This is a genomic window from Arthrobacter sp. zg-Y238, from assembly GCF_024385525.1.
GTDB lineage: Bacteria > Actinomycetota > Actinomycetes > Actinomycetales > Micrococcaceae > Arthrobacter_B > Arthrobacter_B jinronghuae.
On the sequence record NZ_JANFLU010000004.1, the window covers coordinates 142,346 to 163,635 of the forward strand.

Sequence of the window (21,290 nt, forward strand, 5' to 3'; positions counted from 1 at the left end):
GGACGTCCGGCATGGCTGAGACACTGCAGAACTTCATCAACGGTGAGTTTGTCCCGTCCCGCGGAACCGATGTGCTCGATGTCGTGAATCCCACGAACGGCGAAGTGGTGGCCGTGTCGCCCGTGTCCGTGCAGGCCGACGTCGACGCGGCCATGGATGCCGCCGCGGCAGCGTTCCGCACGTGGAAGCGGACCACTCCCAGCGAACGCCAGCGAATGCTGCTTCGTCTGGCGGATGCCTTTGAGGCCCATTCCGACGAATTGGTGGAAGCCCAGCACCGCAATACGGGTCAGGTCCGTTCACTGATTGCCGCAGAAGAAGTGGCTGTCGGGGCGGATCAACTCCGCTTCTTTGCCGGCGCTGCCAGACTGTTGGAGGGCAAATCCGCCGGCGAGTATATGGAAGGGTTTACCTCCTTCATCCGTCGCGAGCCGATCGGCGTCGTTGCCCAAGTGGCTCCGTGGAACTACCCGCTGCTGATGGCGGTCTGGAAGATCGGTCCTGCGCTTGCCGCGGGAAACACCGTGGTGCTCAAGCCCTCCGACACCACCCCCGAATCCACCTTGGTCCTGGCCCGCCTTGCGGCAGACATTTTCCCTGCCGGCGTGTTCAATGTTGTCCTTGGCACCGGTGCCACCGGTGAGCTGATGGTTGAACACCCCGTGCCCGGCCTGGTTTCCATCACCGGATCAGTGCGGGCGGGCATCGCCGTGGCCTCCGGAGCGGCAAAGACCCTCAAACGGGCCCACCTGGAACTCGGCGGCAAAGCCCCCGCAGTCGTATTTGCAGACGCAGACCTGGACCGGACCGCCACAGCTGTTGCCGAATTCGCATTCTTTAATGCCGGTCAGGACTGCACAGCCATCACCCGCGTTCTGGTGGAGGATTCCGTCCACGACGCACTGGTGGACAAGCTGGTGGCTGCGGCCAAGGAGCTGAAGACCGGCAGCGACAACGACGAGGAAAACTATTTCGGTCCGCTGAACAACATCAACCACTTCAACGCGGTGAACGCCGTGATCGAAGCGCTGCCCGCGCATTGCCGTGTGGAGACCGGTGGGCGGAGAGCAGGCTCTAAGGGCTTCTTCTTCGAACCCACCGTCATTACCGGTGCCCGCCAGGACGACGACGTGGTGCAGAAGGAAACCTTCGGCCCGGTCATCACTGTGCAGAAGTTCGACACCGAGGAGCAGGCCGTGGAAATGGCCAACGATGTTGAATACGCCCTTGCCTCCAGCGTCTGGACCACGAACCACGGCCGGGCCATGCGTCTGTCACGGGACCTGGATTTCGGAGCGGTCTGGATCAACACGCACATTATGCTCACTGCCGAGATGCCGCATGGAGGTTTCAAGAGCTCCGGCTATGGCAAGGACCTCTCCATGTACGGCGTGGAGGACTACACCCGCATCAAGCATGTGATGACCGCGCTGGACGCCTAGCCCGGCATCCGATCCCTGTTCCCCGGCAGTACTTCCGAAAGGCAAACCCATGAGCATCTCCGTCACCACCCCGAGTTACCGCATCGAACAGCGACGCCGGATTACCGGCACTTTCCCGGGTCCGAAGTCTGAAGCACTTCAGGCCCGGCGTGCTGCAGTGGTTGCGAAAGGCGTTGCCTCGAGCGTTCCCGTGTATGCCGCTGACGCCGATGGCGGCATCATTGTGGACGTAGACGGCAATGCCTTCACTGATCTGGGCTCGGGTATCGCCGTGACCAGCGTCGGTGCCTCTGATCCAGCCGTTGTCGCCGCCGTGCAGGATCAAGTGGAGCACTTCACGCACACGTGTTTCATGGTGACGCCCTACGAGGGATATGTGGCGGTTGCCGAACGTCTTGCTGCGGTGACTCCGGGAGATTTCGAAAAACGGACCGTGCTGTTCAACTCCGGCGCCGAAGCGGTGGAGAACGCCGTGAAGATTGCCCGCTCGGCTACCGGGCGCGACGCAGTAGTGGCTTTCGACCACGCCTATCACGGCCGGACCAACCTCACCATGGGGCTCACCGCGAAGGCCATGCCGTACAAGACCGGTTTCGGCCCCTTTGCCCCGGAAATTTACCGGATGCCCATGAGCTATCCGTTCCGTGAAGAGAACCCGAACCTTACCGGCGCGGAGGCTGCGGACCGGGCCATCCTGGCGATCGAGAAGCAGATCGGTGCGGACCAGCTTGCCGCCATCCTCATTGAACCGATTCAGGGCGAGGGGGGATTCATTGTTCCTGCGGAGGGCTTCCTGCCGCGGCTCGCGGAGTGGGCGCAGACCAACGGCGTGGTCTTCATTGCCGACGAGGTGCAGTCAGGTTTCTGCCGTACGGGTGAATGGTTTGCGGTGCAGCACGAGGGCGTGGTTCCTGACCTGATCACCATGGCAAAGGGGATTGCCGGAGGGTTGCCGCTCTCCGCGGTGACGGGACGCGCGGAATTGCTCGATGCTGTCCACCCCGGCGGTCTGGGCGGCACTTACGGCGGTAACCCGGTCGCTTGTGCAGCTGCTCTGGCGGCGATGGACACCATGGTTTCGCAGGACCTGGCCGAGCGGGCACGGCACATCGAGGAGCTCGTCCTGCCCCGGCTGGAGGCACTGGTGGTCGAGGGCGGCGTCGTTGGCGATGTCCGTGGACGCGGGGCCATGCTCGCCATGGAATTCGTTCGCCCCGGGTCTAAGACGCCCGACGCCGAGGCGGCCAAGGCTATCGCGGCGGCGTGCCTGCAGGAGGGTGTCATTGTGCTGACCTGCGGAACCTACGGGAACGTCATCCGGCTGCTGCCGCCGCTGACCATCGGGGACGAGCTGTTGCTTGATGCACTTGACGTGTTGGAAACCGCGGTCCGCGCCCGGAGCTGACACCGTCACGGAAGGACATCGCGGGACGCGTCAGGTTCCGTTTGGGATCCCGCCGGAGGCCAGGAACCCAGGATGGAAGTACGTGTTCCGCAGCGGTCTGCGCTCGGGATCTATGTAAGCAGGCGGCAGGAACCATGGGATGCCTGCGCGCATCGATACCTGCCAGTTGCCCTGATGGATCAAGTGGTGGTGGAAGGAGCACAGCAACACGCCGTTCCCGATGCTGGTGTCTCCACCCCGTTCCCAGAATGTGACGTGGTGCGCTTCGGTCCAAGGTCCCGGAACTGTACATCCGGGGAAAGCGCAGCCCCGGTCGCGGGCGTGGAGGGCCTTACGCAGGTGGGGAGGGAAAAGCCGGGCGGCCCGGCCCAGGTCCAGTACCTGTCCCTTGGATCCCAGGACTACCGGAATCAGGTCCGCGTCGCAGGCTATGCGCCGGACAGTTCGGGTGTCGATTGGTCCGGAGAAGGCAGCGATGCCAGGCGACGGAGAACGCGGCGTTTCGGTGTTCCTGTTATCCGGACCATTGGCGGCATCTTGTCCGGCTGGTCGAGCCCGGCGGATCCTGCGGTTCCTCGCGCCCGACCCGCCCGTTGGGTGTGACAGCCCCAGCAGGAGTGCGTCATGACTGATAGTGACCATAACCTGAGGGCGCATACCCCCGGAAGCGGGCAGGCCTCCAGACGCCAGGGCAGTACGGACAGCGGCGAGCAGTCCCTCCAACAGCAGTTGCGGGCGGGTTGGTCTGGGCAGCCGGTCCAGAATTTCGGAGTGCGCAGGTGAACCCTGTCCCGCTGCTGCAGGTGTAGAAGCTCCCGCGACAGGAATGTGGGGCTCGGGCTGGATGTCGTCTTGTTGGGCAGTGCTGGATGGGGCAGTGCCGGATGGGGCAGCCCCGGATGGGGCAGCGCCGGATGGGGCAGCGCCTGGTTGGGCCGCGCCGGGTGGGGTCGCGCAGCCGGGTTCTGTCCTGCTTTCTGGTTCCGGGGCGCCGCGGTTGGCCCCGTCCTGGCCGTTCACCCGCGGGTTGGAGGCGCTGTTTATCAGGGTTGTGAGTGCCTCGTGCTGTTCATCGGTGCAGTAAATGTGGAGATGGTTCAATCCGTTTCGGCGTCGTCCCGGGAAGATCCCTTGGAATCGGACGAGCTCTTCTTCGGTAGGTGGCCGGTCCTGGTCCAGCAGGGCGGTCCAGTGCTTCGCCGTACGGACGAGAAAATCATGGTCCTGATGGGAGCCGATATCCGTGAGCTGCTTTTCCATGGCGTCGAGAGCCTGTGGTTCCATCCGAGGAAGTGCTTCTTCCAACGCATGTGCGATCACATCTGCATCAGTTGCAGCGACGGCAGCATCAGCGCAAGCCTCAGCTAACCGCGGATACGCGGGTGGGCGGGTCTCACCTGTGATCGTGGTTGCGGGGAGGACAACTGAACCGAGTGCCAGCCTGCGGCGCGCTTCTGTCCGTGAGATCCGAAGGCGTGCCCGCATGAAATCTGCAGTACTTCGGAACTCCCGCAGGCCGTCCTCTCCACGTGTCTGGGCGGTCCTCTGCCGATCGATGGCCGCGGCAGCGATCAGCTTCAGGTAGTCCGTAATGCGTGAAATACCTTCAATCGCCGCGGCCAAATCCACGGCATCTTGAAAGCCTAGAAGCCCCCACCCCTCAGCCGCGTCGTCACGGAGTTCATGGGCTTCCCCAAGGAGTGCTTCGGCACGTTGAATCAGGCTCGCGCCGGTTGTCGCGACGGAGAATTCCGCCGGTTGCTGCAACTCGCTCAAAGGTTCCGAAGCCATGAAACAAGGCTGCCGCAGCAAAGTGACTCGTGGTCCGGTGAGGCTCCGGATTGGGGACAATTATCAACACCCACGGCCTAGAGCGAAGCAGGGGAGGACAACTCGACCCGACCGGTCCTGGCCAAGCCCGCCCGGCCTTGGGCAAGCTCTCCCGGGCCGGCCCACCCTACGAGCGACCCTAACCAGCCCGGCCCTGTCTGGCCCGGCTGCGCCGCCCGGCTGCGCCGCCCGGCCCCGCCGCCCGGCTGCGCCGCCCGGCCCCGCCGGCCGGGCCTGAACCCCGCCGCCCGGCCGTAAACCTCGCTGACCGGCGCCGGCCCCGCTGCCCGCCCGTAAACCCCGCTGCCCGCCCCTACTCGCTGGCCAAGCTCTGTCTCAGCACAACTGGCCCCTACACAGCCGCAGCGCGCAGCCGACGGTTGCGGCGGGGGCCGCCGATCATATCGACGGTCAGCATCACCAGTGCGAGCCAGACGAGGCCGAAGCCCGCCCAGCGCTCGGGCGGCATCGCTTCCTTGAACACAGTCAGGGCCAGGATGAACTGCAGGGTAGGCGCCAGATATTGCAGCAGCCCCACCGTGGACAGCGGCAGCCGTCGTGCAGCCGCTCCGAAGAAGATCAGCGGCACGGCAGTGATGATGCCGGAGGCGACCAGGAGCCAGAGATGCCCCGCACCGTTGGTAGTCAGCGTGGCCGCACCGGTCATGGAAAGCCAGATCATCACACCGATTGCAATAGGCGTGAGGACGGCCGTTTCAATCGTCAGGCTGGAAACTGCGTCAACACGGGAGCCGATGCCCTTTTTGACCAAGCCGTAGAACCCGAAGCTGAAGGCCAGAGCCAGAGCCACCCACGGCACGTTTCCGTACGCGAACGCCAAGACCAGAACGGCAATGAAGCCCACTGCCATGGCCGCCCATTGGAGCGGACGCAGTTTCTCCTTAAGCACCAGCACACCGAGCAGGACCGACACGATCGGATTAATGAAGTAGCCCAACGCTGCTTCCACTGCGTGTTCGTTCAGCACGGCCCAGGAGTACGTCAGCCAGTTCACTGCGATCAGCAGGGCAGCGCCCGCCAGGGTTCCTACTGTGCGGGGGTTCCGACCCGCGGCAAGCATCGGCTTCCAGGCCCGCATGACGGTGAGCAGGATGGCGCAGAACACCAGTGACCAGACAACGCGGTTCGCAACGATTTCCACCGCACCGGCCGGTTTGAGGACCATGAAGTAGAGCGGAAGCAGGCCCCAGAGCCCGTACGCACCAATTCCGAAGAGGATGCCGGGAAGGTTCTCGCGTCCCGCCGGTCCGGACGACGCAGGCCCGGACGACGACGGCGCAGCGGACACCTCTGCCGCCCCCGGCGCCCCCGGCGCACCGGTAGACGAACCGGTAGGCGAACCGGGGGACGAGCCGACGCCCTCGCCGGGCGTAGCAGTAAGGACGGCGTGCAGGGCGGGGACAGGCTTTGAGAAAGGCACGCAGTGCTCAACACCCATGGGCCGGTCCGTATTCCCCAGGGTGTCACGAACGCGGTTTTCCGAGCCGTTTAGACGGTGGCGAACCCGGCATTTAGAATAAATAACTGTGTGTTAATTGCGCACCCAGAAGCTCTGAAGAGAAGAAGGACTATCAGTGACTAACCCTGCCGCGGACAGCGCCCAGCGTCCTTTGAGGGTCGCCATTATCGGCGCAGGCCCCGCCGGTGTTTACGCCGCCGACATCCTTACCAAAGCCGATCGGGACTTCGAGGTCAGCATTGACCTCTTCGACCAGTACCCCGCGCCCTACGGGCTCATCCGTTACGGCGTGGCCCCTGACCACCCCCGGATCAAGGGCATCGTCAACGCCTTGCACAAGGTGCTGGACCGCGGTGACATCCGTTTCCTCGGCAACGTCAATTACGGCCGCGACCTGACGCTGGCAGACTTCCGCCACTTCTATGACGCCATCATCTTTGCCACGGGCGCCATCAAGGACGCCCCGCTGAACGTGCCCGGCGTCGATCTGGAAGGCTCCTTCGGCGGTGCGGAATTCGTGTCCTGGTATGACGGGCATCCTGACGTTCCGCGCGAATGGCCGCTGGACGCAAAGGAAGTTGCGGTGATCGGCAACGGCAACGTTGCCCTCGACGTCGCCCGCATCCTCTCCAAGCACGCAGATGACCTGCTCACCACGGAGATTCCGACCAACGTCTACGAGGGCCTGAAGAAGTCCCCGGTCACCGATGTGCACATCTTTGGCCGCCGCGGACCGGCACAAGTGAAGTTCACGCCGCTGGAACTGCGTGAACTCTCCCATTCCCGCGACGTCGACATTGTCCTGTACCCCGAGGACTTCGAATTCGACGAAGGCTCCGACGAGCAGATCCGCACCAACAACCAGACCAAGACCATGGTCAACACCCTCACCAACTGGCTGGTGGAGGAACAGGACACCGGAGCTTCCCGCCGCCTGCACCTGCACTTCCTGCACAGCCCCGTGGAGATCTATGAGGACCCCGCGGATCCGGGCAAGGTCGCCGGCATGAAGTTCGAGCGAACCGAACTGGACGGCACCGGAAACGTCCGCGGCACCGGTGAGATTGTCGATTACCCGGTCCAGGCTGTTTACCGGGCCATCGGATACTTCGGCTCCGAGCTGCCCGAGGTGGGCTACGACGAGCAGCGCGGCGTGATCCCCAACGAGGGCGGCCGCGTCATCAACGAAGACGGCGCTCCGGTGCCGGGTATCTACACCACCGGTTGGATCAAGCGCGGCCCGGTCGGCCTGATCGGCCACACCAAGGGCGACGCGCTGGAGACCATCGGCTTCCTGCTGGAGGACCGGCTGAACCTGCCGGCCGCCACGCACCCGGATCCGTCGTCGATCATTGAGCTGCTTGAAGAACGCGGCGTCAAGTACACCACTTGGGAGGGCTGGCTGAAGCTGGATGCCTATGAGCGCAGCCTGGGCGCCTCCTACATCCACCCCGACCCGCTGACCGGCGAACTCGTCCGTGAACGTGTCAAGGTGGTCGACCGCGAGGAAATGACCCGCATCTCCCGCGGCGAGTAGCCGTAAGCAGCAACCCGCAGTTCCTCTGGCCTCCGCCGGTCCGCGCATGGGAGCATATCCAGCAAGGTGTGTTCCCTAAGCGGACAACGTCCAATTCGAAGACGTTGTCCGCATATCAGCGTGGATAGGCGGGGGCCGTGCGCATTGCGGCGCGAAATGAAGGTTTGGCCCAGAACGGGCAGTCCGGTGTCTTGCCGCGGGTCCCGGCGGAGGCGCTGCTTCACAACGCCGTCAGGGCCCACGAGGCGCTCGGTGCCGGCAGCGGGTGGCTGGAACGGCTTAGGCCTTCCATCCGGGAGTCCTGGCAGCGTTCCCTGCAGCACCACTCGGACCCGGATGTTTCGCGTCCGGAGCTGGTGTTCGACGACGCCGCCCTGGACCGTTATCGTGCCGCGCACCCGCTCGCTGCCGTGATGCCGGTAATCCGCCGCCTGCTCGTGGAGCCCGGAGAGGACTCCGGGTTATTGGTGGCCGTAGGCGATGAACTGGGCCGCTTGCTCTGGGTCGACGGAGATGCCGTCCTGCGCCGCCGTGCGGAAGGCATGCTGTTTCTTCCCGGCGCGGATTGGTCAGAACGAACGGTCGGCACCAGTGCCCCCGGAACTGCCCTCGCCACAGGGTCAGACGTGCAGATTGCCGGACCGGAGCATTTCAGCCGGCTTGTTCACTCCTGGAGCTGCACCGCCGTACCGGTCCATGACCCGGATACCGGTTCCGTGCTGGGCGTTGTGGACGTCACCGGAGGCCCCGAAGCCGTCGCTCCGCATACGCTCGCCCTGGTCCGGGCAGCTGTCGCTGCCGCCGAGGCCCGGCTGCAGGTCCAGCGCCTGCAGGCCCGACGGGATACCCGTAACGGATCATTCGCTGCCTCCGGAGCTCCGCTGCGCCGCCGCACCCGCCGGCCAGCCTCATTGCCCGCCAGTGACTTCACGGAGAGCCTGGAGCTGCTTGGCCGGGACCGGGCCGTCCTCCAGATCGGCGGCAGGTCGGTGGAACTCAGTTCCCGCCACGGCGAACTGCTGGCGGTGCTGGCGCTGCATCCGGGCGGGCTGACGGCGGAGGAGCTGGCCTCACTTGCCTACCCCGACGGCGGCCAGGCAGGTACCGTGCGGGCCGAGATGCTGCGGCTGCGCAATCTCATGGAAGCAGTGGCAGCTGGAACCGAGCCGCTGGTCCCGCGCTCCCGCCCATACCGGCTGGCCCGCCCGCTGGAAGTGGACGCCGCGCAGGTCCTGCGGTTCCTGGAACACGGTGCCTACCGGCTGGCCCTGCGGAGGTACGGCGGACCGGTGCTGCCGCGCTCGGAAGCCCCCGCCCTCATCCGGCTGCGGACCGAGGTCTCCGCCGTTCTGCGCCAGGCGATGCTGTCCGACGCCGGCGCCGACACCCTGCTCCAGTACCTGCACCTGCCGGAGGCAGAGCACGACGCCGAGGCCTGGCAGCTTGCCCTGCGCGTGCTTCCGCCGCGCTCGCCCCGCAGGGCCGCCGTCGTCGCGGCCTTGGAACGGATCGAACGCGACCTGGCCTAGGCAGCTTCCGGAGTTATCTCTCCTGCGTCGACGACGTCGGCGACGACGGACCGGACCCGGAGCGTTTCGTGCTGCCGGAAGGCGCCTTGCCGTCCCCGGGACCCGCGGCCGGCCGAATCCGCAGGCTGCTGAGTAAACCGACCAGCAGGGCCGCCGCCGCTATCCAGCTTGCCAGTGACGCGCCGTCGGTCATTGCCTCCCTGGCCGCGTCGGCAATGAAGGCAGTCTGCGGATCGGCCGCCAACTGCTGGATGCTCCCTCCCGAGGTTGCATTGACGGAATCCACCAGGCTGCCCAGCTGCGGAGCGTTTGCCGCCGTTTCCGCCGCTCGGTTTTCGGTCCCGGTGCGCAGCGTCGTGAAGAATGCGGTACCCAGAACGGCGATGCCGAGCGCTGAACCGGTCTGTCGTGCGGTGCTCTGGGTAGCTGACCCCTGTCCGCTCTTGGCTACCGGAACGTCGGCGAGGATCACCGAAGTCAACTGCGCCGTGGCCAGTCCCACACCCATTCCGTAAACGAGCAGGATCGGCGACGTCAGCCACGCGTTGCTGTCCGGCCTGATCAACAGTGCCAGCGAGGCAATGGAAAGGATTTCCAGGCCCAGGCCTATCCGCACCACCACAACCGGACGGAAAACCTTGGCCAGGGCCGTTACCGCGCCGCTGGCAAGGAAGGAGCCCAGCGCCAGCGGAAGCAGGGCGAGGCCGGCCTCGAAAGCGCTGTAGCCGAGCACATTCTGGAACCAGAGGGGCAGGGAAAGGATCAGGCCGAATTCGCCGAAACTGACGATCAGCGCCGTGACGTTGCCGTTGGCAAAGGACGGAATCCGAAACAGCGAAAGGTCCAGGATGACGCCCTTGCCTGCGGCAGTCCGCGACCGTTCCAGCAGTACGAAGCGGAACAGTGCCACGGCGGCGAGAAGGAAGGACAGGGGAACGGGGGAGAGGGGCCCCACCTGGAACAAGGCACCCTCTGCGGGGGCCCACCAGCCGAAGCTGCGGCCTTCGATCAGCCCGAAAACCAGGGCACCAAAGCCCACGATGGATAGGAGTGCCCCGCCCAGGTCCAGCCGCTGCGCAGCAGACGTGATTTCCTCCCGTGACTCGGCCACAAACAGCAGCAGGCCGGCGACAATCACCACGCCCACGGGGACATTGATCCCGAAGGCCCATCGCCAGCTGGCATGCTCCGTCAACCACCCGCCCAGCAACGGGCCGACGGCGGCCATCCCGCCGATCGTCGAACCCCACACAGCGAAGGCGATACCGCGTTCGCGTCCCTGGAAGTTCGCGTTGAGCAGGGCCAGGGTGGTGGGCAGGATCATCGACCCGCCGAAGCCCTGAACGGCCCGCCCGAGGATGAGGACGCCTCCGGAGGACGCGGCCGCGCAAAGCAGGCTGGCGGCCACGAAGATTACGACGCCGGTCAGCATCACCCGCCGTCGACCCAACCGGTCCGCGAGCCGGCCCCACGTAAGAAGCAGGGCCGCGAAGAGCAGGGTATAGATTTCCTGGACCCATTGGATCTCGGTGCTGGAGATGCCCAGGTCCGCAACGATCGAGGGGATGGATACGGAAACGATAGTGGCGTCCATGATGATCATGGCCACGCCGAGACTGATGGCCAGCAGGCCCCACCAGCGGTAACGGACAAAGCGGTTGGGTGGAAGGGGATCGCTACCGGAACGATTGGCCATATGCCGTCCTGGGTTGATGGTGCCTGAGACGTTGTCCCACGACACGGTACGGCGGTGCGGCGGCAGTCTGCCAGTGGTGAAGGCCGCGGACGGCCAGGAAGAGTTGCAACCTGCTTGCAACGTTGCGCTCCGTATCCTCGGGGATGTCCGCAACCGACACCGACGTCGAACGCACAAGGAGCGCAAAATGACCGTTTACGCACAACCAGGCACCGAAGGATCAAAAGTCACCTTCAAACCGCGCTACGACAACTGGATCGGCGGGGAATGGGTGGCGCCGGTCAAGGGGGAGTACTTCGAGAACGTTTCGCCGATTAACGGACGGGCATTCTGCGAAGTGGCCCGCGGTACATCTGCCGACATCGATCTCGCGCTGGACGCCGCCCACAAGGCAGCGGGTGCCTGGGGCAAGACGGCGGTAGCCGAACGGGCACTGGTCCTGACCCGCATCGCGGACCGGATCGAAGCCAATCTCGAAATGCTGGCCGTCGCCGAAACCTGGGACAACGGCAAACCGATCCGGGAAGTCCTGGCCGCGGACCTGCCGCTGGCCATTGACCACTTCCGCTACTTTGCCGGCGCTATCCGCGCCCAGGAGGGCGGCATCTCCCAGATCGATGACAACACCACCTCGTACCACTTCCACGAGCCGCTGGGAGTTGTGGGACAGATCATTCCGTGGAACTTCCCCATCCTCATGGCCGTCTGGAAACTCGCTCCGGCGCTCGCCGCAGGCAACGCCATTGTGCTGAAGCCCGCTGAGCAGACGCCGACGTCGATCCTGGTCCTGATGGAACTCATCGCGGACCTGCTGCCGGCAGGCGTGCTGAACGTGGTGAACGGCTTCGGTGTGGAGGCAGGCAAACCCCTGGCATCCTCGAACCGGATCCGGAAGATCGCCTTCACAGGTGAGACCACCACGGGCCGGCTTATCATGCAGTACGCCAGCCAGAACCTGATCCCGGTCACCCTCGAACTGGGCGGCAAGAGCCCGAACATCTTCTTCGCCGACGTCGCCGCTGCCGATGACTCGTTCTACGACAAGGCACTCGAAGGCTTCAACATGTTCGCCCTGAACCAGGGCGAGGTCTGCACCTGCCCGTCCCGCGCACTGGTCCAGGACTCCATGTATGACTCCTTCATGGCGGACGCACTGGCCCGCACGGCACAGATGATTCAGGGCAATCCCCTCGATACCAACACCATGGTGGGTGCACAGGCGTCCAACGACCAGTTGGAGAAGATCCTCTCCTACCTGGATATCGGCAAGCAGGAGGGCGCACGGGTCCTCGCCGGAGGCGAGCGCGCCCACTTCGACGGCGACCTTGCCGGGGGCTTCTACGTCCAGCCCACCGTCTTCGAGGGCACCAACAACATGCGCATCTTCCAGGAGGAAATCTTCGGTCCGGTGGTTTCCGTGACCCGGTTCTCCGATTACGGGGAGGCCATGGCCATCGCCAACGACACCTTGTACGGCCTTGGTGCCGGTGTATGGTCCCGGGACGGCAACACCGCCTACCGGGCCGGACGCGACATCCAGGCCGGCCGGGTATGGGTGAACAATTACCACGCATATCCCGCCCATTCCGCTTTCGGCGGCTACAAGTCCTCCGGCATCGGCCGCGAGAACCATGCCATGATGCTGGACCACTACCAGCAGACCAAGAACCTGCTGGTCAGCTACGCCGAAAACAAGCAGGGGTTCTTCTAAGCGGTCCCCGGACCTGCCTAGGCTTGGGTGTCACTCACTTTCCACTGGAACTTCCCTAGACCGCTGATGGAACGAGGACCCCATGGCCAGCATGCAGGCAGCAGTAGTGAACCAACTCGGTGAAGGCCTCTCCATCGAGGAAATGGCGGTGCTTGAACCAGGTCCGGGCCAGGCGCTCGTCAAGCTGGTGGCATCGGGTGTATGCCATACGGATCTGCATGCCGCAGACGGTGACTGGCCCGTGAAGCCGACTCCGCCGTTCATCCCCGGCCATGAGGGCGTAGGTGAGGTGGTGCAGGTCGGTGAAGGGGTCACCGACCTGCACCCGGGCGACATGGTGGGCAATGCCTGGCTCGCCTACGCCTGCGGTGTATGCGAGTACTGCCGGACCGGCTGGGAAACCCTGTGTGAGCAGCAGAAGAACAGTGGTTACTCCGTGGACGGCTCCTTCGGCCAGTACATGCTGGTGGATGCGCGTTTTGCGGCGCGCATTCCTGAAGGGGCCGATCCGCAGGAAATTGCTCCCGTCCTCTGCGCAGGCGTCACGGTCTACAAAGGACTGAAAGTCAGCGAGGCACGGCCCGGTCAGTGGGTCGTCATCTCCGGCATAGGCGGGCTGGGACACGTGGCAGTGCAGTATGCCATTGCCATGGGACTGCGCGTCGCCGCCGTGGATATCGCAGATGACAAGCTGGAGCTGGCCACGAGGTACGGAGCCGAGGTTGTGGTCAATGCGCGCAACGAGGACCCGGCGGAGGTTATCCAGGAAAAGATCGGCGGTGCGCACGCAGTACTTGTCACCGCGGTGCATCCGACAGCCTTTGGACAGGCCATCGGCATGGCCCGGCGCGGGGGAACGATTGTGTTTGTCGGGTTGCCGCCGGGGGACTTCCCGGCCCCGATCTTTGACACTGTGCTTAAGGGCCTCACCATCCGGGGGTCGATCGTGGGTACCCGCCAGGACCTGGCGGAGGCAATCGACTTCTACGACCGCGGACTGATCCACCCCAACATCAGCGTCCGCAGCCTGGAAGAGATTAATGACGTGATGACTGAACTCCGAGAAGGCCGCGTCGATGGCCGTGTGGTGATTGGATACTGATGGATTCTTCGCTTGCTTCCCCGCTGGATGCGGCTGCCGCACTGCCCGGGGAGACTTTCTCCCGGGTGGCGCTGACGCCGCAGGCACAAGCCCTGCTGCTGCAGCTACGGCCCATCCACGGTGCGCTGATGTTTCACCAATCCGGAGGCTGCTGTGACGGGTCCTCACCCATGTGCTTCCCGAAGGGGGAGTTTCTCACTTCAGATGCCGATGTCCTTCTGGGGGTTTTCGACCTGGCGGGCGAGGAATTGGAGTTCTGGATGTCGCGTGAACAGTTTGAGTACTGGAAGCACACCCATCTGACCGTGGATGTTGTCTCCGGACGGGGAAGTGGGTTTTCCGTGGAAGCCCCTGAGGGTAAACGCTTCCTTATCCGGTCCCGTCTGCTTGACTAGGATCCAAATAGTAAGCTGACTGTTGAACCTGCCGTTTTGAACGGTAGGGTGCAGTGGACGGAACTTATCAAGGCCCCGTGAGGGCAGGAGAAGAGGAAGACCATGGTAAAGAAGTTTGTATTTCTGGCGGGCGCGGGTGTTGGCTACCTGGTTGGTTCCAAGGGCGGCCGCGAAAAGCTGATGCAGCTTTGGAATGACCCGAAGGTGCAGGAAACCGTTTCCCACGGCACCGATTGGGCGAAGGAAAAGGCGCCGGGCCTGCAGGACAAGGTTACGGGCGTCGCCAAGGATGCCGCCTCCAAGGTCACCGGTTCCAGCAGTGGATCCGGCTCTTCCGGCAGCACCGGATCCGGCTCCGCCGGGTCCACCGCGAGCACCGGTTCTTCCGCTGCCGGCAGCACGGGAACCAATGGTTCCTACACCTCCGGCGGCGAGCAGAAGATGTCTCCGGCTGAACCGCAGCCCGAGGCATAACCGCAAAGAGCAAGAGAGGCACCGGACAGGTAGGCGAAGGCCTGCTTGTCCGGTGCTTTTCTGTGCCCCTTGCCCGCCGTGCAAACTTGCACCTAGTGTATGGGCGTGGCAGCAGGAGAAACGGCCGCCCCTTCACGGCGGGAGCGGAACAAATCGGTGACACGCGCAGCCATCGCTGCGGCTGCCCTCAGCCTGGTCCGCAGTAACGGACCGGGCAATTTCACGGTCGACGACATCGCGGAGCGGGCCGGTGTCTCCCGCAGGACGTTCTTCAACTATTTTTCCAGTATTGAAGCATCGCTCACGGTGGCCATGGAAGGCTTCCTGGAAACCGTGCTGGGCCAGTTTGAGTTACGGCCGCAGGACGAAAACGTCGTGGAGTCCATGCTGCAGGCACTGACTGCGCCGGCGGATCCGGAGCGGCTGGCGGTGACCGCCGAGCTTTACGCCATTGCCCAGGACAACCCGGAAATGATGCGGTTCCAGCTCGAGGCCTGGAACCGGGCGGAACAGCGCATTGTCTCTTCCATCCGGCAGCGACTGGGTGATGCCGCCGATCCCTTTTACATCTCCTGCCTGGTCGGATCTGTGCTGACCTGCGGACGCAGTGCGTTTGCGCAGTGGGAACGGCGCACGCAGGGCGCAATCAACCCGGAGTCACTCAAGCTGCTGGAAGAACTGTTTGCTGAAGCGATTGGTTTCCTCCGCAACGGATTCAATCGTTAGCGACTCCCGCCGAAAAAGCGGAACCTGCACGGCTGGATGCACGTTGAGGTAGGGAAGGGCGCTCAGAGGACCGCACCGGGACCCCCGATGGGCTTCCGGTCGCAGCGCGCGTTACGGTAGCCGTGGAACCGGGTGCCACGTCCGAAGAAAGAAAGTTGCAACTGAACGGTCCACGGGAATAGTACGCAACCGTACATCCGTTATGTTCGGCTAGTATCGAGTGCCCCGGAAACAAACACAACTACGGATTTGGAGTGTGAGCCGAGAAAATGGCTACAGATTATGACGCGCCGCGCAAGACTGAGGAAGAAGCCGGACCGGCTTCTATCGAAGAGCTTCAGGCACGGCGCAGCGACAAGCAGTCTGCCGTAGTTGACGTGGACGAGACCGAGGCGGCTGAAGGATTTGAACTGCCCGGCGCAGACCTGTCCGGTGAAGAACTGCTTGTCCGCGTCGTGCCGCCGCAGGAAGACGAGTTCACCTGCAACTCCTGCTTCCTGGTCCGCCACCGCTCCCAGCTGGCCGTCGAAAAGAACGGCCTGGCCTACTGCAAGGACTGTGAAGGATAACTACCCGAAAACTCAGCCGTCGCACCATCCAAGGGTGCGGCGGCTGCCTGTTTAAGCCCGGCCCGGAGTAAGGACAGACGAATGAGCGGAACGACGACGGCGGTCCTGCTGGCTGCCGGTGCCGGCACACGCCTTGGCCGCGGGCCCAAGGCACTGCTGCCCTTCCGCGGGCGGCCGCTGATTGAACATCAGGTGGAGGTGCTGCTGGCCGGCGGGTGCACCAAAGTGGTCGCGGTGCTGGGCGCCGGGAGCACGGAAATCCTGGCCTCTGTTCGGCTGCAGGGCGCTGAACCAGTTGTTAATCCACAGTGGGAGCTGGGAATGGGCACCAGTTACCGGTGCGGGATCGTGGCGGCGCTGGCCCCGGAACCGGCAGCCGCGATCCTCGTGGCCCTGGTGGACCAGCCCGGCTTAACCCCGGCCGTAGTCTCGCGCGTCCTCGCGGCGGGGCGGCGCGGCAGAATCGCCGCCGCCGGCTACCGGGGGCCGGACGGCCGGTTGCGGCGCGGGCACCCTGTTCTGTTGGATGCTTCCCTGGCCTCGCGAAGCCTGGAACGGGATGCGCGTTATTCAGGGGCTGAACTTGCAGGGGAAGGGAAGCCGGGAGCCGGTCCGGATTCCGGGGCGCGTGCGTTCCTGGCTGCCCACCCGGAACTCCTGGACGTCGTGGACTGTTCCGACCTGGCCGACGGGCGGGACGTGGACTGCGAAGCGGACCTTCCCCTGTTAGACTGATTGCTTCGTAGGGGAGTATCCCAAAACGCAGATATCCGTCAACACGTGGAGCACCGACGCTCCGCCGGGTTCAGCGGCCAGCCTATTCAGGATGGCGGGAGAGACCTATGCTCCTTCGGCATACCCTACGAAAGCAGATATTTCATGACTGTTTCCCCCTTGGTCTGGGGAGTGACCATTGTGGTCATCCTGGCCCTATTGGCCTTTGATTACTTCTTCCACATCCGCAAGGCTCACATCCCTACGCTGAAGGAAGCGGCCATTTGGTCCTCCATTTACGTAGGTCTCGCCTTAATCTTCGGCGGTGTTGTCTGGGTCCTTGGCGGATCCCAGATGGGCACCGAGTATTTCGCCGGGTACATCACCGAGAAAGCACTCTCGGTAGACAACCTGTTTGTCTTCCTGATCATCATGGCGAGCTTCCGCGTTCCCCGTGAGGACCAGCAGAAGGTCCTGCTGTTCGGCATCGTCTTCTCCTTGATCGCCCGTACCGCCTTCATCCTTCTCGGCGCCGCGCTGATCAACTCCTTCTCCTGGGTCTTCTACATCTTCGGTTTGATCCTGCTGATCACGGCGGGCAACCTGCTCAAGCCTGAAAGCACCGAGGGCGACGATGAAGCCAACAACTTCATCATTCGCCTGGCCCGGAAGATCTTCCATACGTCGGATAGCTACGACGGCGACAAGCTGTTCACCATGGAGAACGGCAAGCGCGTCCTCACCCCGATGCTGCTGGTCATGGTGGCCATCGGCGGTACCGACATCCTCTTCGCGCTCGACTCGATCCCTGCTATCTTCGGCCTGACGCAGAATGTCTTCATTGTCTTCACCGCCACGGCGTTCTCCCTGATGGGCCTGCGCCAGCTCTACTTCCTCATCGACGGACTGCTCGACCGCCTGATCTACCTCAGCTACGGCCTGGCCACCATCCTGGCCTTCATCGGCGTCAAGCTTGTCCTGCACGCCCTGCATGAGAACACGCTGCCCTTCATCAACGGCGGCGAGCATGTTTCGGTCGTGGAGATCACCACCGGCCTCTCGCTCTCCGTCATTGTGGGCGTCCTGCTGGTGACCGTTGTTGCGTCCCTGGTCAGCCCCGCCGGCAAGGCCATGACAGCCGTCAACAACGCGCGGCGCCATGCAGATGCTTACCTGGACCTGCACTACACGGCTGATCCCGAAGAGCGTGAGCGGGTCTACAAGGCCCTGTGCGATGAAGAGCAGGACATCCTGAAGATGGACCTCAAGTACCGCGACAAGGTCAAGGACATCGAAGAAATCCGCGAAACCGTAGCCCGCGCCCACAGCGAGCACGAGCGGTACCTCTCCCGCTAGCGAGAACAGCCGGCGGTGATCCGCCAGCAGTACCGGGCATTCCGGGCAGCCACCGCTGCCCGGGATGCCCTTCGCAGTTAAGCGCGTGAACCCGGTGCCACAAGTCGGCTATCAGCGGCGCGCGGGCCCCGGGCTAGCGGCGGGTACGGTGCGGCACCGGGGCAATCCGCCGCGCACCGGACCGGCGGACCGCAAAACCCAGGCACAGGCCCGCGGCCAGGGCTCCCAACCCTGCGGCGGCCAGATCTCCCATGGTGTCCGCATATCCGACATTGATGCTTGCATCCACGTACGTGTGGCCCCACCACTCACCGATCTCCCAAAGCACACTCATCCCCAGTCCCAGCGCCAGCACCAGCAGCGGAACCACCACGGGGAGCGAGGGGGAATGCCGGTGCGGGCGCTGGACCGCCGGTACCGCGCCGAACTGCACCAGCAGGAAATAGGCAATCACGGCCAGCGCGCCGGTGGCGGCGAAGTGAACGGCGAGATCCCACCAGGAGACGCGGGCGTAGAGGTCCGCTACGCTGCTCCACGCTGCAACCAGCAGGACCAGGCCGTAGGCGGCGTCGAAACCGGGGAAGACCGCCAGTGCCCGGGAGACCAGAAGTCCCAGCAGCACCAGCAGGAACAGGGCCGTTTCCACCGGTCCCAGCAGTACCAGTGACGCCAGGACGCTGAGCACTCCCAGCGCACGTACCGCGTCGGCTAGGTATTCCTTCCGGGATTCCGGCGGGCGGAGCAGTGCATCGATCATCCTCATACGGTAGCCCGGTGCCGGCCACGGAAGCAGTGGGCACCGGAAACCGGCCCGGAGAACCAGCGGCCCCGCGCTAAACTCAGCCCATGCCTTCTGAGCTTCCGGCAGTTTCCGTGGTCATCCCGTGCCGCAATGATGCAGTCCTGCTGGAAGCGTGCCTGCAGTCGCTCGCGCGGCAGAGCCTGCCGCCCCGGGAAATAGTGGTGGTGGACAACAACAGCAGCGATGCCAGCGCAGAGGTTGCCCGGAGGTTCGGCGCCCGAGTGGTTTTCGAACCGGCTGCGGGAATCCCTGCCGCTGCCGGCGCCGGGTACGACGCCGCCTCGGAGCGCCTCGACCCGGACGCCGTTATTGCGCGGTGTGACGCCGACTGCGTCCTGCCCCCGGATTGGATTGCGCGCATAGCTGAAGCTTTCGCTGCCGACCCGAAGTTGGAAGTGCTTAGCGGGCCCGGTGTTTTCTACGGGATGCCCCGCCTCCCGGCGCTGCTGCTTTCCCGGTTGTATCTGGGGTCCTATTACCTGGCGATGGGTTCAGCGCTGGCCCACTGGCCGTTTTTCGGCTCGAACCTGGCTCTGCGCGCCGGGACCTGGCGGGCCGTCAGCGGCGAGGTGCACCGAAACGATGCGCAGATGCACGACGACGTCTGCCTCAGCTTCCATCTCGGCCAAGGTCGTCGCTGCCGCCGGGATCCGCATCTGACTGTGGGGATGGCGCCGCGCGCGGTGCAAAGCCGGGCAAACGTGGCCCTGCGCTTCCGCCGGGCCTTCCACACCCTGGCCGGCCACTGGCCCCAGGAGTACCCCTGGGTTCGCTGGAGCAGGAGATTCGCGGGCAGCAAAGCCACAGTACCCGCCGCACCGGCGGACTGAGCACCTCCGGCGTACCAGCCTGAGTGCCCGCGCACCGGCAAACTGAGCACCTCCGGTGGAACCGGTTCTAGGGGTAGAGCAGCGGAAGCTGCAGCACCAGCCAGGGACTGAATGCCCACGGCGTCAGCCGAACCGCCGGAACGAGCTGCGCCGGATCCGCCCACTCCCAGTCCATGACCTCGTCCGGTGCGGGGACCGGATCGGCGTCGGCCACAGCCGTGTAAACGGGGCAGATCTCATGCTCGACAATCCCCGAGGCATCCACGGCACGGTAACGGAAATCCGGCAGCCGCAGCGTCAGGTCCCGCACTTCCAGCCCCAGCTCGCGCCGGGCGCGCCGGTTCACGGCGTCCTCCGTAGCCTCCCCTGGACCGGGGTGGCCGCAGAAGGAATTTGTCCAGACTCCAGGCCAGGTCAGCTTCGACATTGCACGGCGGGTGACCAGCAATTCGCCTCGCGTATTGAAGACGTGGGTGGAGAACGCCAGATGCAGCGGAGTGTCAGTGGTATGCACGCCGGCTTTGTCCCGAGTGCCCACGGGACGGCCGTCATTGTCGACCAGAACCACGCGTTCTGAGCCGTCTGTCATTTCTTCCCCTAGTCCCATACGTGTTTACTTTACCTATGCAGACCCACCCCCCGCTCGACTTGTCTATCGGCCAGGACCTGGTCGAGACCGTCCTGAACCGGTTCTACGAGCGGGCCAAAGCCCGGGCCGCGAAACTGGGACCCGGCTACCTCTCACTGTGGCAGGCGCTGGAAAATTCGACTGCCGGAGGTAAGCGGGTCCGCCCGCGCATCCTTTTGACGGCCTACCTGAATCTCGGCGGCACCGACACGGCGGCAGCTGCCAGGGTAGGCGCCGCCTTCGAACTGCTGCATACGGCACTGATCGTGCACGACGACGTGATCGACCTGGATTTCACCCGCCGGGGACTCGAAAACGTCTCCGGTGTCTATCGGGGGCTGGCCACCGCTGCGGGCGTTGAAGCCGGCGCAGCCCGGCACCGGGGCCTCTCCGCCGGGGTCATCGCGGGGGACCTGGCGCTGACCGGTGCTTTCCGCCTGCTGGGCAGTGCCGAGGTGGACACGGACGTCCGGGAGCGGCTGGCCGAGATCCTGGACGACGCCGTCTTCGCGTCCGCCGGCGGAGAGCTGATTGACGTAGACCTTTCCTTCCACCCGGACGCTCCGCCCATCGCCGAAATCCTGCACATGGAGCGGCTCAAGACCGCTGTCTACTCCTTCGAAGCACCGCTGCAGGCCGGAGCGGTACTGGCCGGGGCATCGAACGACGTCGTGACCACCCTCGGTCTCTTCGGCCGGGACATCGGGATTGCCTACCAGGTGGTGGATGACCTGCTGGGGGTGTTCGGCACGGAGAGCACCACGGGCAAGTCCAGTTTTTCGGACCTGCGTGAGGGAAAGCGCACGGTGCTGGTCTCCTATGTTGCACGGAAACCGGAATGGGCGGAACTCTCGGGCCTGATCGGGAACTCCGAGCTGACCGCCCGGGATGCCGCCCGCGCCCGGGAACTGCTCGTCTCCTCCGGTGCCCGGGACCATGCGCAGCAGCTGGTGCGCGAATATGCGGACCGTGCGCGCCAACACCTGGACTGCCCTGCGGTCACCCCCGGGCTGCGCACAGCACTGTCGACAGTGGTCGACGACGCCGTGAACCGGGGACGGTAG

Annotated in this window: 19 protein-coding genes; 14 read left to right on the forward strand and 5 right to left on the reverse strand. The window is 64.5% G+C overall.

Annotation, left to right across the window (positions count from 1 at the left end):
* Positions 1–11 precede the first annotated feature (11 nt).
* Both NNX38_RS04340 and gabT read left to right on the forward strand, forming a co-directional pair.
* Positions 12–1,442, forward strand: a complete 1,431-nt coding sequence (locus NNX38_RS04340) for a gamma-aminobutyraldehyde dehydrogenase (protein WP_255796916.1) — start codon at positions 12–14, stop codon at positions 1,440–1,442.
* 49 nt (positions 1,443–1,491) lie between these two features.
* Positions 1,492–2,847, forward strand: coding sequence for a 4-aminobutyrate--2-oxoglutarate transaminase (gabT, locus tag NNX38_RS04345; protein WP_255796917.1), 1,356 nt, complete (start codon positions 1,492–1,494; stop codon positions 2,845–2,847).
* A 30-nt stretch (positions 2,848–2,877) separates the two neighbouring features.
* Here the strand turns inward: gabT and NNX38_RS04350 are convergent, their stop codons facing one another.
* Entirely contained in the window at positions 2,878–4,638 is a 1,761-nt protein-coding gene (locus NNX38_RS04350; RefSeq protein ID WP_255796918.1) for an HNH endonuclease signature motif containing protein, read from the reverse strand.
* 391 nt (positions 4,639–5,029) lie between these two features.
* The gene (rarD, locus tag NNX38_RS04355) at positions 5,030–6,136 is read right to left on the reverse strand and encodes an EamA family transporter RarD (protein WP_255796919.1); all 1,107 of its coding nucleotides are present in this window, start codon (positions 6,134–6,136) and stop codon (positions 5,030–5,032) included.
* Positions 6,137–6,272: 136 nt separating this feature from the next.
* Between rarD and NNX38_RS04360 the strand changes: the two genes are divergently transcribed.
* Both NNX38_RS04360 and NNX38_RS04365 read left to right on the forward strand, forming a co-directional pair.
* Positions 6,273–7,694, forward strand: coding sequence for an FAD-dependent oxidoreductase (locus NNX38_RS04360; RefSeq protein ID WP_255796920.1), 1,422 nt, complete (start codon positions 6,273–6,275; stop codon positions 7,692–7,694).
* 164 nt (positions 7,695–7,858) lie between these two features.
* The gene (locus NNX38_RS04365; RefSeq protein WP_255796921.1) at positions 7,859–9,223 is read left to right on the forward strand and encodes a GAF domain-containing protein; all 1,365 of its coding nucleotides are present in this window, start codon (positions 7,859–7,861) and stop codon (positions 9,221–9,223) included.
* 13 nt (positions 9,224–9,236) lie between these two features.
* On the opposite strand, the gene NNX38_RS04370 is transcribed toward NNX38_RS04365, so the two are convergent.
* On the reverse strand, positions 9,237–10,919 hold the full coding sequence (locus NNX38_RS04370; protein ID WP_255796922.1) for a DHA2 family efflux MFS transporter permease subunit: 1,683 nt from the start codon (positions 10,917–10,919) through the stop codon (positions 9,237–9,239).
* Between the two features lie 187 nt (positions 10,920–11,106).
* On the opposite strand from NNX38_RS04370, the gene NNX38_RS04375 reads away from it, so the two are divergent.
* From NNX38_RS04375 to NNX38_RS04410, 8 genes are all read left to right on the forward strand, one after another.
* On the forward strand, positions 11,107–12,630 hold the full coding sequence (locus tag NNX38_RS04375) for an aldehyde dehydrogenase family protein (protein ID WP_255796923.1): 1,524 nt from the start codon (positions 11,107–11,109) through the stop codon (positions 12,628–12,630).
* Positions 12,631–12,721: 91 nt separating this feature from the next.
* A complete protein-coding gene (adhP, locus tag NNX38_RS04380; protein ID WP_255797012.1) occupies positions 12,722–13,732 on the forward strand; it encodes an alcohol dehydrogenase AdhP in 1,011 nt (336 codons plus the stop codon).
* Positions 13,732–14,127 (forward strand): DUF779 domain-containing protein, encoded by a 396-nt coding sequence (locus tag NNX38_RS04385; RefSeq protein ID WP_255796924.1) that lies wholly within the window; start codon positions 13,732–13,734, stop codon positions 14,125–14,127. Before adhP ends, NNX38_RS04385 begins: the two co-directional genes overlap by 1 nt.
* 102 nt (positions 14,128–14,229) lie before the next feature.
* Positions 14,230–14,601, forward strand: coding sequence for a hypothetical protein (locus tag NNX38_RS04390; protein WP_255796925.1), 372 nt, complete (start codon positions 14,230–14,232; stop codon positions 14,599–14,601).
* 105 nt (positions 14,602–14,706) lie between these two features.
* Positions 14,707–15,327, forward strand: coding sequence for a TetR/AcrR family transcriptional regulator (locus NNX38_RS04395; RefSeq protein WP_255796926.1), 621 nt, complete (start codon positions 14,707–14,709; stop codon positions 15,325–15,327).
* Positions 15,328–15,596: 269 nt separating this feature from the next.
* Complete coding sequence (locus tag NNX38_RS04400; protein WP_146360892.1) at positions 15,597–15,896, forward strand: DUF4193 domain-containing protein; 300 nt, start codon at positions 15,597–15,599, stop codon at positions 15,894–15,896.
* 81 nt (positions 15,897–15,977) lie between these two features.
* Complete coding sequence (locus tag NNX38_RS04405; RefSeq protein WP_255796927.1) at positions 15,978–16,631, forward strand: NTP transferase domain-containing protein; 654 nt, start codon at positions 15,978–15,980, stop codon at positions 16,629–16,631.
* 144 nt (positions 16,632–16,775) lie between these two features.
* Complete coding sequence (locus NNX38_RS04410; RefSeq protein WP_255796928.1) at positions 16,776–17,966, forward strand: TerC family protein; 1,191 nt, start codon at positions 16,776–16,778, stop codon at positions 17,964–17,966.
* Positions 17,967–18,099: 133 nt separating this feature from the next.
* On the opposite strand, the gene NNX38_RS04415 is transcribed toward NNX38_RS04410, so the two are convergent.
* On the reverse strand, positions 18,100–18,723 hold the full coding sequence (locus NNX38_RS04415; protein ID WP_255796929.1) for a hypothetical protein: 624 nt from the start codon (positions 18,721–18,723) through the stop codon (positions 18,100–18,102).
* Positions 18,724–18,812: 89 nt separating this feature from the next.
* Between NNX38_RS04415 and NNX38_RS04420 the strand changes: the two genes are divergently transcribed.
* Positions 18,813–19,598: a glycosyltransferase family A protein gene (locus tag NNX38_RS04420; RefSeq protein WP_255796930.1), complete on the forward strand. Its 786-nt coding sequence runs from the start codon at positions 18,813–18,815 to the stop codon at positions 19,596–19,598.
* Between the two features lie 67 nt (positions 19,599–19,665).
* Here NNX38_RS04420 and idi read toward each other — a convergent pair whose 3' ends face one another.
* Positions 19,666–20,187 (reverse strand): isopentenyl-diphosphate Delta-isomerase, encoded by a 522-nt coding sequence (gene idi, locus NNX38_RS04425; RefSeq protein ID WP_255796931.1) that lies wholly within the window; start codon positions 20,185–20,187, stop codon positions 19,666–19,668.
* 35 nt (positions 20,188–20,222) lie between these two features.
* Here idi and NNX38_RS04430 point away from each other — a divergent pair, with 35 nt between their 5' ends.
* Positions 20,223–21,290, forward strand: a complete 1,068-nt coding sequence (locus NNX38_RS04430) for a polyprenyl synthetase family protein (protein WP_255796932.1) — start codon at positions 20,223–20,225, stop codon at positions 21,288–21,290.

Excerpts from the sequence above, each read along its gene's own strand:
- NNX38_RS04340 (WP_255796916.1), top strand. The coding sequence starts at position 12 with ATGGCTGAGACACTGCAGAACTTCATCAACGGTGAGTTTGTCCCGTCC.
- gabT (WP_255796917.1), top strand. The coding sequence starts at position 1,492 with ATGAGCATCTCCGTCACCACCCCGAGTTACCGCATCGAACAGCGACGC.
- NNX38_RS04350 (WP_255796918.1), bottom strand. The coding sequence starts at position 4,638 with ATGGCTTCGGAACCTTTGAGCGAGTTGCAGCAACCGGCGGAATTCTCC.
- rarD (WP_255796919.1), bottom strand. The coding sequence starts at position 6,136 with ATGGGTGTTGAGCACTGCGTGCCTTTCTCAAAGCCTGTCCCCGCCCTG.
- NNX38_RS04370 (WP_255796922.1), bottom strand. The coding sequence starts at position 10,919 with ATGGCCAATCGTTCCGGTAGCGATCCCCTTCCACCCAACCGCTTTGTC.
- NNX38_RS04375 (WP_255796923.1), top strand. The coding sequence starts at position 11,107 with ATGACCGTTTACGCACAACCAGGCACCGAAGGATCAAAAGTCACCTTC.
- adhP (WP_255797012.1), top strand. The coding sequence starts at position 12,722 with ATGCAGGCAGCAGTAGTGAACCAACTCGGTGAAGGCCTCTCCATCGAG.
- NNX38_RS04385 (WP_255796924.1), top strand. The coding sequence starts at position 13,732 with ATGGATTCTTCGCTTGCTTCCCCGCTGGATGCGGCTGCCGCACTGCCC.
- NNX38_RS04390 (WP_255796925.1), top strand. The coding sequence starts at position 14,230 with ATGGTAAAGAAGTTTGTATTTCTGGCGGGCGCGGGTGTTGGCTACCTG.
- NNX38_RS04400 (WP_146360892.1), top strand. The coding sequence starts at position 15,597 with ATGGCTACAGATTATGACGCGCCGCGCAAGACTGAGGAAGAAGCCGGA.
- NNX38_RS04405 (WP_255796927.1), top strand. The coding sequence starts at position 15,978 with ATGAGCGGAACGACGACGGCGGTCCTGCTGGCTGCCGGTGCCGGCACA.
- NNX38_RS04410 (WP_255796928.1), top strand. The coding sequence starts at position 16,776 with ATGACTGTTTCCCCCTTGGTCTGGGGAGTGACCATTGTGGTCATCCTG.
- NNX38_RS04415 (WP_255796929.1), bottom strand. The coding sequence starts at position 18,723 with ATGATCGATGCACTGCTCCGCCCGCCGGAATCCCGGAAGGAATACCTA.
- NNX38_RS04420 (WP_255796930.1), top strand. The coding sequence starts at position 18,813 with ATGCCTTCTGAGCTTCCGGCAGTTTCCGTGGTCATCCCGTGCCGCAAT.
- idi (WP_255796931.1), bottom strand. The coding sequence starts at position 20,187 with ATGACAGACGGCTCAGAACGCGTGGTTCTGGTCGACAATGACGGCCGT.
- NNX38_RS04430 (WP_255796932.1), top strand. The coding sequence starts at position 20,223 with ATGCAGACCCACCCCCCGCTCGACTTGTCTATCGGCCAGGACCTGGTC.